We start from the raw sequence: 10,272 nt of genomic DNA, 5'->3' as shown, positions 1-10,272 counted from the left end.
CCACCGCCTGCGGCGGCGGTCCCCCTCCCCCGGCTTTGCCGAGGGAGAAAATGCTCAAGCCGCTTCTGCCGCCCCTTCCGCCCGCGGCACCTTGCGGAACAGCGCGCGGTCCTCGGGGCCGAAGCCGAAGCGGATGACCACGAACAGGAAGGTGATCAGGATCGCCGGCATGCCCAGGCTCATCTCCGCCCATTCGAAGCGATGCGGCAGCGAGGTGAAGGCAGCGCCCACCAGCCCGGCGATCGCCATCGCCGCGAAGAAGCTGGGGCGGATGCTTACCACCGGCGCGCCGAGCTTGGCCTGGAGCAACAGCCCCTTGGCGATCGAGCCGATCGTCAGCGAGAGCGCCAGCGCCACCGCGGGCGCCGCCGACTGCACCGGCACTGACCAGCCCTGCCCGCGCGCCAGGAAGATCAGCGCGAAGCTCAAGCCGATCTGCAACATCAGCACGCAGACCGAGATCGCCAGATTGGTGTGCCGATCGATATAGACCAGCGCCGTCTCGCACACCGCGCCGGGCGAGGCGAGCACCTCGGCGAAGAGCAGGACGCACAGCACCGCCGAACCGATCACGAACTCGCGGCCGAGCAGGCCCATCACCCCTTCGGCCGGGATCGAGAACATCACCGCCAGCCCGGCTTGCGCGCAGAGGATCCAGAAGCCGACCTGCCGCACCTGCTTGGCTACGGCCGGGCGATCACCCGCCGCGAGGCTCTGGGTGATCACCGGCCCCAGGATCGGGTCGAAGCTCGACTTCAGCCGCTGCGGGACCGAGGCGACCTGCTGCGCCATGTAATAGATGCCGACCACCGAGGGCGCGAACAGCAGGCCTAGGATGAATCGGTCGACATTGCGCGTCGCCCACTCGATCGCGTCCGCCCCGGCCAGCGGCGCGTTGAGCCGGGCAAGCCCCCAGATCGCCGCCAGCTGCGGCCGCCAGCCGACCGGCAGGCCGTATTCGCGCACGAACGGCACGATCGAGGCGACCAAAGCGGCGCTCATCGACAGCAGATAGGCCATCAGCAGCCCGTCGCGCGTCGATACGAAGGAGAAGAGATATGCTGCGATGCTGATCGTCCACGGCTCGATGATCGCCCGCGCGGTCACCGCCGCGCCGATATTGTGGCGATAGGCGAGCGCCGACAGCGACACGTCGGACAGCGCGATCGCGATCACGGCGATCGACAGGAACCGCTCCAGCCCCATCACCGGGCTGTTGGGGAACATCGCCTGCGGGAAGACCATCATGATGCCGCTGGCGATCAGCGCCGCGACCAAGGCGACGACCATCGCGTCCCACACGACATGGGTGTGCGGGCGATCGGTGCTCGACAGCGCCTGCGCCAGCCCGCGCTTGAGGCCCAGTGTCGCGACAAGGGCCACGAACTCGATCACCAGCACCGCGATCGCATAGCGCCCGACGATCTCCGGCCCATAGGCGCGGCCGGCGATGAACAGGAACGGCAGCCGGGCGATCAGCCGGATGATGAAGCCCAGCATGTTGGTCCGCCCGCCCTTGGCGAGTGCATTGATGTCCTTGGACGCTTCCCCCTCGCTCAATGCGCGGCGCCCCAGCTGGGGCCGACGCCGATCTCCACGCCCAGCGGCACGGTGAGCTGGATCGCCGGTTCGGCGGCGGTGGCCATCACCCGCTCGATGATCGGCCGCGCGGCCGGGACATCGCTCTCGGGCAGCTCGAACACGAGTTCGTCGTGCACCTGGAGGAGCATGCGGACGTTGTGGAGCCCGGCCTCTCGCAGCGCCGGGCCCATCCGCGCCATGGCCCGCTTGATGATGTCCGCGCTGGTGCCCTGGATCGGCGCGTTGATCGCGGCGCGCTCGCTCCCCGCCCGTTCATTGGGGTTGGAGGCCTTGAGCCGCGGGAAGTGGGTCTTCCGGCCGAACAGCGTCGTCGTGTAGCCGCGCTCCTTGGCCTCGCGCAGCGTGTCGGCGATGTAGCGGTTGATGCCCGGAAAGCGCTCGAAATAGCGGCTGATCATCGCCTGCGCCTCGTCCGGCGTCACATCAAGCCGGCCAGCCAGGCCCCAGCGCGAGATGCCGTAGAGGATCGCGAAGTTGATCGTCTTAGCGCGGCCGCGGGTGTCGCGGTTCACCTCGCCGAACAGCTCCATCGCGGTCATGCTGTGAATGTCGTCGCCATTCTCGAAGGCGGTGCGCAGGGCAGGCACGTCGGCGATGTGCGCGGCGAGGCGCAGCTCGATCTGCGAATAGTCGGCAGAGAGGATGACGTTGCCGGGCTCCGCCACGAAGGCGTCGCGGATCTGGCGACCGACCTCGGTGCGGATCGGGATGTTCTGCAGATTGGGATCGGTCGAGGAGAGCCGCCCGGTCTGCGCGCCGGTGAGGCTGTAGCTGGTGTGCACCCGGCCGGTCTGCGGGTTGATCTGCGCCTGCAGCGCATCGGTATAGGTGGACTTGAGCTTCGAGAGCTGGCGCCAGTCGAGCACCTTGAGCACCATCTCGCGGCCGGGCGAATCCTTGTCGGCGGCGATGCGCTCCAGCTCGTTGACGTCGGTGGAATAGACGCCGGACTTGCCCTTGCGGCCGCCCTTGATCCCCATCTTGTCGAACAGCACGTCGCCCAGCTGCTTGGGGCTGCCGATGGTGAACTTGAACCCGGCGATGGCGTGGATTTCCTCCTCCAGCATCGCGATCTGCTGGGCGAAATCGGAGGATAGCTTGGACAGCACCCCGGCATCGACCTTGATGCCGGTGCTTTCCATTTCGGCGAGCACGGCGACGAGCGGGCGGTCGACGCTCTCGTAGACGCGGGTCACGCTCTCATAGGCGAGGCGGGGCTTCAGGCGGCGCCACAGCCGCAGCGTGACGTCTGCGTCCTCGGCGGCGTAGCGGGTCGCGGCCTTGAGATCGACCTGGCCGAAATGGAGCTGGTTCTTCCCTGTGCCGACCACGTCCTTGTAGGCGATGCAGCTGTGCGCGAGGTGGGTGGCGGCGAGCTCGTCCATGCCATGGCCGTGCAGCCCGGCATCGAGATCGAAGCTCATCACGATCGTGTCGTCATAGGGCGCGACGCGGATGCCGGCGCGGCCGAGCACGATCATGTCGTACTTCAGATTGTGGCCGATCTTGAGCACCGCCGGGTCTTCGAGCAGCGGCTTCAGCCGGGCGATCGCCTCGGCGCGGTCGATCTGCACCGGCTTTTCGGCGAACATGTCGGTGCCGCCATGGCCGAGCGGGATATAGCAGGCGAGATTGGGCGCCAGCGCCATGCTGACGCCGACCAGATCGGCCTGGGTCGCATCGAGCCCGGTCGTCTCGGTATCGATCGCCACCCAGCCCTGGTGGCGCGAAACGGTGATCCAGCGATCCAGCGCATCGAGATCGGTGACGGTCTCGTAGCCGTCATGGTTGCAGGGCGGGTCTTCGTCCACGCCGGGGGCTTCGTGCGTCTCCACCGGCGCATCGGCGACCGCGCCGAGGCGCGACAGCAGCGTCTTGAAGCCGTGATGCTCGAGGAACGCACGGAGCGGCGCATCGGGGATGCCCTGCAGCGCCAGCGCGTCGAGCGGCTCGGGCAGCGGCACGTCGGAGGCGAGCGTGACGAGCTTGTGGCTCAGCCGCGCGAGTTCGGCATGCTCGATCAGATTGTCGCGCAGCTTGCCCTTCTTCATGCCCGGCGCGGCGGCGAGCACCGATTCGAGATCGCCATGTTCGAGGATCAGCTTGGCGGCGGTCTTGGGGCCGACGCCGGGGACGCCGGGGACGTTGTCGACGCTGTCGCCCATCAGCGCCAGCACTTCGCCGAGCTTCTCCGGGCCGACGCCGAATTTCTCGCGCGTATCGTCCGGTCCCATGCGCCGGTTGTTCATCGTATCGAGCATGTCGACGGAAGGGTCCGTCATCAGCTGCATCAGGTCCTTGTCGGAGCTGACGATCGTCACCTGCCACCCCTGCGCCAGTGCGGCCTTGGTATAGCTGGCGATCAGGTCGTCGGCCTCCCAGCCCAGCTCCTCGATGCAGGGAAGGCTGAAGGCGCGCGTCGCGTCGCGGATCATCGGGAACTGGGGAACCAGATCTTCCGGAGCCGGCGGGCGATGCGCCTTGTACTGGTCGTACAGATCGTTGCGGAAGGTGTGCTCGGACTTGTCGAGAATCACCGCCATGTGCGTCGGCCCGTCGGCCTTGTGGAGCTCGTCGGCGAGCTTCCACAGCATCGAGGTATAGCCATACACCGCCCCCACCGGCTCGCCATGCTTGTTGGTCAGCGGCGGCAGCCGGTGATAGGCGCGGAAGATGTAGCTGGAGCCGTCGACGAGATAGAGATGGGGCATGGGGCGGGAGATAGCAGCGCGGTGCGCCGCCGTCATCCCGCCCAGCCCGCTGTTTTAGGCCTGCTGTTTCAGCCGCCTGCCTGATGTTCGGCGACGATCGCGCGGACCACGCCCTGCATCAGCAGCTGGCGCTCGTTGATCGGCCGCGGCGTGTCGCCGATCATCACCGCCAGCGCATAGGACCGGCCATCCGGCGCGGTGAGGAGGGCCACGTCGTTATAGCCCGCGGTGCGGCCGAACAGGTCCTGCCCGGTGCCGGTCTTGTGCGCGAGCTGCCACCCCGGCGGCAGCGCGCCGCGCAGGCGATACTTGCCGGTGTGCGAGGCCTGCATCGTCGCGATCAGCCACTGGGTGGAAACCGGCGAGAGCAGCTCGCCGCGCTTCAGCCGGGCGAGCGCGCCGGCAATGGCAAGCGGCGCAGCACCATCGGGCGGATCGGCGACATAGGACTGGTAGGCCGCGACGCGGGTGGCGCGCGGAAGCTGGGCGCGAGCGACCGCGAACGTGTTGCCCATCGAATATTCGGGCTTCCACGCCGGCAGCCCCGAGGTGCCGAGCTGGAGCAGCTTCTCGCCGGGGCCGAAGCGGATCGAGCCCAGCGCGTTCCGCGCGATGAACGAGCGCACCGCCGGCGGCCCGCCGACCAGGCGCAGCAGCTTGTCGTTGCAGGTATTGTCGCTCATCGTCAGCGCCCGGCGCATGATCTCGCCGACGGTGCTGTGATAGCCTTGATCCCCCTTCACCAGCGAAGCGACCGGTTGGTGGAACAGGGTGAAGTCGGCGCGGGTGATGACGAGCGGGTCGCTCAGCCGGATGCGGCCCTGGTCGACCTGGTCGAGCACGGTCATCGCGACCCACAGCTTGGAAACGCTCTGCTGCGGCAGCTTGCGCGCGCCGCCCTGCGAGGCGGTCCAGTTGCGGTCGACGCTGGTCACCGCGATGCCAACCACGCCGTCGAAATTATGTGCGATGTCGGAGAGGCGATTCACGAGGCCCGCAGGCGGCGGCACCTCGGCACGCGGCGCGGCCTGCGCACGCGGGATCGGCATCAGCACGCCGTAATTGGGTGCGGGCAGATAGGCGGCGAGCTCGGGATGTTCGTGGACGGCGCAACCGAGCAGCACCGCGGGTCCAAGCCCCGCGACGGTCAGCGCACGCTCGACCTTGGAGAATCGAATTTTACGCACCGCAACCAACCTCTTGCCCATTCCCATCATGCGACTGCCCCTAGGACGGGCAAAGCAAGGGATTCCCGCAATGCGACGAAGCGAGTCGCCCGAGCGACGAGATGCGGTCGCGGCCGCAACCCGATCAAGGCACCAGCACCGTGTCGACCGCGTCCGGCAGCGTCTCCGGATAGTCGAGCGTATAGTGCAGTCCCCGGCTCTCCTTGCGGTGGAGCGCCGAACGGACGATCAGGTCGGCGCTTTCCAGCAGGTTGCGCAGCTCGATCAGGTCGGGCGTGACGCGGAAATGGCCGTAATAGTCGGCCACTTCCTCGCGCAGCAGCTTGATGCGGTGCGCGGCGCGCTCCAGCCGCTTGGTCGTCCGCACGATGCCGACATAGTTCCACATGAAGCGGCGGATCTCGGTCCAGTTCTGCTTGATGACGACTTCCTCGTCGGAATCGGTCACCCGGCTCTCGTCCCACGGCCGGATCGCCGGCGGCGGCGCGAGCTCGCCCCAATGCGCGCCGATGTGATTCGCCACCGCCTCGCCGAACACGAAGCATTCGAGCAGCGAGTTGGACGCCAGCCGATTGGCGCCGTGCAGCCCCGACTGGCTCACCTCGCCCGCCGCATAGAGGCCCGGCAGGTCGGTGCGCCCGTCGCGGTCGATCACCACGCCGCCGCAGGTATAATGCTGGGCGGGCACCACCGGGATCGGCGCCCTGGTCATGTCGATGTCGAGGTCGAGCAGCCGGTGGTAGATGGTCGGGAAATGGTGCTGGACGAACTCAGGCCCCATGTGGCTGATGTCGAGATGGACATAGTCGAGGCCGAGCCGCTTGATCTCATGGTCGATCGCGCGGGCCACGATGTCGCGCGGCGCCAGCTCCAGCCGCGAATCGAAATCGGGCATGAAGCGATGGCCCGCCTCCTCGCCGGCATCGGGGGGCAGCAGCAGGTGCCCGCCCTCGCCGCGCACGGCTTCCGTGATCAGGAAGTTCTTGACGTCGAGATTGTAGAGGCAGGTCGGGTGGAACTGCATCATCTCCATGTTGGAGATGCGGCAGCCCGCGCGCCACGCCATCGCGATGCCGTCCCCGGTCGCGCCGCGCGGGGCGGTGGAGAACAGATAGGTCCGCCCCGCCCCGCCGGTCGCCAGCACCGTCGCACGGGCGGTGAACAGCTCGACGCGGTTGGTCTGGCGGTTGAAGGCATAGACGCCCCAGACATTGCCCGCGCCCGAATAGCGCAGCTCGTGCCGGCTGGTGGCGAGGTCGATCACCACCATGTCGGGCACCAGCGTGATGTTCGGATGCGCCTGCGCGGCGCGGAGCAGCGCGGTCTGCACCGCGAGGCCGGTCGCGTCGTCGACATGGGCGATACGCCGATGGCTGTGGCCGCCCTCTCGCGTCAGGTGCAGGGCATTGCCCTCGGTGTTGAACGGCACGCCCAGTTTCACCAGCCGCTCGATCGCGGCGGGGGCGTTCTCGACCACCATCTCCACCGTCGCGCGGTCGTTGAGGCCGGCGCCGGCAACCATCGTGTCGTCGATATGGCTTTCGAAGGTGTCGCCCTCCTCCAGCACCGCGGCGATGCCGCCCTGCGCCCAGGCGGTCGATCCCTCGGCAAAGCCGCCCTTGGCCAGCACCGTCACCTTGAACTTGTCCGCCAGATGCAGCGCGGTGGTAAGCCCCGCCGCGCCGGAACCGAGGACCAGGACATCGCTTTGGTGATTGGTGTCGGACAAAGAGGCACTCCTTTGCGGCGCTTTAAGCGCGCCCGGCGCGGGTTTCGCAATCCCCACCCTTGGACCTAATACCAGGCACAGGGAAAGAACCCATCGCTACGCCCTAAATCGTCACCCCGGCGAAAGCCGGGGTCCATTGGGGTCTCGCTATCCGCTCTTGCTGCGGCCGAGAGGCGAATGGATCCCGGCTTTGGCCGGGATGACGGGAGGAGCAGCATATGTTGTTCGTACCGCATCTCGGTAGAAGGGTTGGCCAAGGAGAAGCAGATGCGGTTGAGCTGGTGGATCGGAATTGCGGCGCTGTTCGGCAGCGGATCGGCGCAGGCGGCGACGTGCCGGCTGGGCGCGCCGGGGACGACGGTGCCGGTGGCGATCGAGGGTACCGGGCGGTCGATGCTGGTGCATGTCCCCGCCGGCCGCAGCGCCGCGCGGCTGCCTTTGGTGTTCGTGTTCCACGGCAGCACCGGCAAGGGCCGCGACATCCTTGCGCAGTCGAAGCTGGCGGCGACCGCAGACCGCCACGGCTTCCTGCTCGCAGCACCCGATGGCGGGATCCCCGTCGCGACGGGGTATGTGTGGAACATCCCCGGCGTGCCGACGGTGACCGGCAAGGTGCCCGGCCCCGAAGATGCCGACGACGTCGCCTTCGTGAAGACCGCGATCGACCAGCTGGCGGCAAAGGGCTGCATCGACCGCACCCGCGTCTACGCCACCGGCTATTCGGGCGGCGGGCGGATGACCTCCTGGCTCGGCTGCGTCGCGGCGGACCGCTTCGCCGCGATCGCCCCGGTGGTGGGCCTGCGCGCGGGCAATCCGCTGAAGGAAACGCCGCGCGTCCCCGATCCGGCGACCTGCACGCCGTCGCAGCCGATGCCGGTGCTGGCCTTCGCCGGCGATACCGACACCACCAACCCGGTGCAGGGCGGCGGCGCGGGCTATTGGCAGTACACGATGCACACCGCGCTGGTCCGCTGGGCGGACCTGAACGGGTGTCGGGCGGGACCCGTCGCGAGCGAGGTTTCACCGGAGGTGAAGGAAGAACGCTTCAGCCGCTGCTCGGGCGGCGCGGACGTGGCGGGCCGGGTGAAGCACGGCGCGGGCCATGTCTGGGTGGCGGACAACGAGGCGATGTGGGCGTTCTTCGCGAAGCACCGTCGGTGAGCAGACTTGACGTTCAGCGGGACGCCAAGCCCCACCTCGTTGCGGACGTATGGCTCTATGCAACCTCCGATGGCGGGAGAGCTGGGCCTGCCCTTCCCGGCTTCGGCTGCATCCTGATGACGAGCAAGGAGCTACCGTATTCCGGCTGGGATGCCCTCCTCCTACTCCGGGACCAACCCCTGCATCCCGGCGAGCGGCGGCGCCTCGGATTCGTCTTTCTGACGCCGGAAAGCGCGGCGCCGATCTTCAGCCAAGCGGAGCGGTTCTTTCTCTGGGACGGCCGCTTCATCGGCGAAGGCCTGATCATGCCCGGAGAACCGTCGCAAATCGAGAGCTTAGGGTAGCATCTCGCACGCCATCGACGTCTTGCTATGTCCGACTCTGCGGGGCGGCCTGTGGACTACCCTCCATTCAGTGCCCGTTTGGACGAAACGTGCGCCACAGTGCAAACGCACTGGGGCGGTTTCACCCAAGACCAGCTTCGGCGGTCCGTCGCGAAGAAGGTTGAATTCGCAGTGTTGCCCAGAATGATCCCTGGAGCAACGCAAGTCGCGAATGTGCAGATCTTCGTTGGTGCCACCGGATGCATTGTACCAGAGCGCAGCAACCCAATTTCCGTTGCCGATCATGGCATTAGTTTGAAGGTCCGACCAAATTGCGGACTGTAGTTGCCCCTTCAATGGCTCCGGCGGCTCTAGGATTGTCTGCGACAGCGACAGCAGCGCAGCAAGGACAAGGGCCACGGCTTCCGCCCCCTACGCCGCCCGCGTCAGGTTCAGGAACACATCCTCCAGGTCCGCCTCGCGGGTCGACACGTCGACGATCCCCAGACCCGCCGCCTGCACCGCGCCCAGCACTTCGCCGGCGTTCGCCTGGTCCTTGCGGTAGGTGATCACCAGCACCCGCTCGCCCTTCCGCTCCACCTTCTGGAAGCAGGCATTGTCCGGTGCCGCGGCGATGTCGCGGTCCACCGTCACCTCGACCACCTTTTCCTGCGCCATGCCGACCAGCTCGCGCGTCGGCTTGTTGGCGATCAGCTGGCCGTGGTTGATGATCGCGATGCGGTCGCACAGCTCCTCGGCCTCTTCGAGATAGTGTGTCGTCAGCACCACCGTGACGCCGCGCTGGTTGAGCTGCTTCACATAGGCCCAGAGCTGCTGGCGCAGTTCCACGTCGACACCCGCGGTCGGCTCGTCGAGCACGATGATCGGCGGGGAATGCACCATCGCCTTGGCGACCATCAGCCGCCGCTTCATGCCGCCCGACAGCGTGCGCGAATAGGCATTGGCCTTGTCTTCCAGATGCACCGCGCGGAGCAGCGCCATCGCGTCGAACTTGTCCTTGGCCACGCCGTATAGCCCGGCCTGGATCTCCAGCGTCTCCTTCGGCGTGAAGAAGGGATCGAACAGGATCTCCTGGTTGACGATGCCGATGCTCGCCTTTGCGTTGCGTGGGGAAGCGTCGATGTCGAAGCCCCAGATCGAGACCGCGCCACTGGTCTTGTTGACCAGCCCGGCCAGGATGTTGATCAGCGTCGACTTGCCGGCGCCATTGGGGCCGAGTAGCCCGAAGATCTGCCCACGCGGCACGTCGAAGGTCACGCCGTCCAGCGCGCGCTTGCCGCCCTGATAGGTCTTGCAGAGTGTGTCGATCGCGATCGCTGCCTGGGTCATGGCGGGCAGCTTTAAGACCCCGCGCATCCGATTGCGAGCCCCCGCGCGCTTTGCTAAGGCGCGGGCCATGATCGCCCCGCCCGAAGTCATCCGCACCGCCCAGCCCCGTGTCGCCTGCGACGGCACCGGCCCCGGCCTGCCCGCCGCACTCGGCCATCCGCGCGTGTACCTCCAGATCGACGAGAGCGGCTATGTCGATTGCGGCTAAT

The 10,272-nt window shown here is 67.4% G+C and carries 8 protein-coding genes; 3 read left to right on the top strand and 5 right to left on the bottom strand.

The window, feature by feature from the left end:
• Positions 1-54: 54 nt before the first annotated feature.
• The 4 genes from KK7_RS0113275 to nadB all read right to left on the bottom strand — a co-directional run bounded on the left by KK7_RS0113275 (position 55) and on the right by nadB (position 7,229).
• Entirely contained in the window at positions 55-1,560 is a 1,506-nt protein-coding gene (locus KK7_RS0113275; protein WP_010545130.1) for a lipopolysaccharide biosynthesis protein, read from the bottom strand.
• On the bottom strand, positions 1,557-4,313 hold the full coding sequence (gene polA / locus KK7_RS0113270) for a DNA polymerase I (protein ID WP_010545129.1): 2,757 nt from the start codon (positions 4,311-4,313) through the stop codon (positions 1,557-1,559). Before polA ends, KK7_RS0113275 begins: the two co-directional genes overlap by 4 nt.
• A 68-nt stretch (positions 4,314-4,381) precedes the next feature.
• Positions 4,382-5,521 (bottom strand): serine hydrolase, encoded by a 1,140-nt coding sequence (locus KK7_RS0113265; RefSeq protein ID WP_010545128.1) that lies wholly within the window; start codon positions 5,519-5,521, stop codon positions 4,382-4,384.
• A gap of 103 nt (positions 5,522-5,624) precedes the next feature.
• Positions 5,625-7,229 carry an L-aspartate oxidase gene (nadB, locus tag KK7_RS0113260; RefSeq protein ID WP_010545127.1) on the bottom strand — a complete coding sequence of 535 codons (1,605 nt, stop codon included), beginning with the start codon at positions 7,227-7,229 and terminating at the stop codon, positions 5,625-5,627.
• 267 nt (positions 7,230-7,496) lie between these two features.
• Between nadB and KK7_RS0113255 the strand changes: the two genes are divergently transcribed.
• Both KK7_RS0113255 and KK7_RS0113250 read left to right on the top strand, forming a co-directional pair.
• Positions 7,497-8,390 (top strand): CE1 family esterase, encoded by an 894-nt coding sequence (locus KK7_RS0113255; protein ID WP_010545126.1) that lies wholly within the window; start codon positions 7,497-7,499, stop codon positions 8,388-8,390.
• 116 nt (positions 8,391-8,506) lie between these two features.
• Positions 8,507-8,734, top strand: a complete 228-nt coding sequence (locus KK7_RS0113250) for a hypothetical protein (protein ID WP_237709212.1) — start codon at positions 8,507-8,509, stop codon at positions 8,732-8,734.
• A 411-nt stretch (positions 8,735-9,145) separates the two neighbouring features.
• Here the strand turns inward: KK7_RS0113250 and KK7_RS0113245 are convergent, their stop codons facing one another.
• Positions 9,146-10,063, bottom strand: a complete 918-nt coding sequence (locus KK7_RS0113245; RefSeq protein ID WP_010545124.1) for an ABC transporter ATP-binding protein — start codon at positions 10,061-10,063, stop codon at positions 9,146-9,148.
• Positions 10,064-10,130: 67 nt separating this feature from the next.
• Here KK7_RS0113245 and KK7_RS21930 point away from each other — a divergent pair, with 67 nt between their 5' ends.
• On the top strand, positions 10,131-10,271 hold the full coding sequence (locus KK7_RS21930; RefSeq protein WP_010545123.1) for a zinc-finger domain-containing protein: 141 nt from the start codon (positions 10,131-10,133) through the stop codon (positions 10,269-10,271).
• Position 10,272: the final 1 nt, after the last annotated feature.

The organism is Sphingomonas elodea ATCC 31461, from assembly GCF_000226955.1.
Classification (GTDB): Bacteria; Pseudomonadota; Alphaproteobacteria; order Sphingomonadales; family Sphingomonadaceae; genus Sphingomonas; species Sphingomonas elodea.
The sequence above is the reverse complement of the archived record's forward strand: the minus strand, read 5'-3'. Positions and strand labels throughout refer to the sequence as shown.

Coding starts and splice junctions, on each gene's coding strand:
- KK7_RS0113265 (WP_010545128.1), bottom strand. CDS start 5,521: ATGGGCAAGAGGTTGGTTGCGGTGCGTAAAATTCGATTCTCCAAGGTC.
- polA (WP_010545129.1), bottom strand. CDS start 4,313: ATGCCCCATCTCTATCTCGTCGACGGCTCCAGCTACATCTTCCGCGCC.
- KK7_RS0113255 (WP_010545126.1), top strand. CDS start 7,497: ATGCGGTTGAGCTGGTGGATCGGAATTGCGGCGCTGTTCGGCAGCGGA.
- KK7_RS0113250 (WP_237709212.1), top strand. CDS start 8,507: ATGACGAGCAAGGAGCTACCGTATTCCGGCTGGGATGCCCTCCTCCTA.
- KK7_RS0113245 (WP_010545124.1), bottom strand. CDS start 10,063: ATGACCCAGGCAGCGATCGCGATCGACACACTCTGCAAGACCTATCAG.
- KK7_RS21930 (WP_010545123.1), top strand. CDS start 10,131: ATGATCGCCCCGCCCGAAGTCATCCGCACCGCCCAGCCCCGTGTCGCC.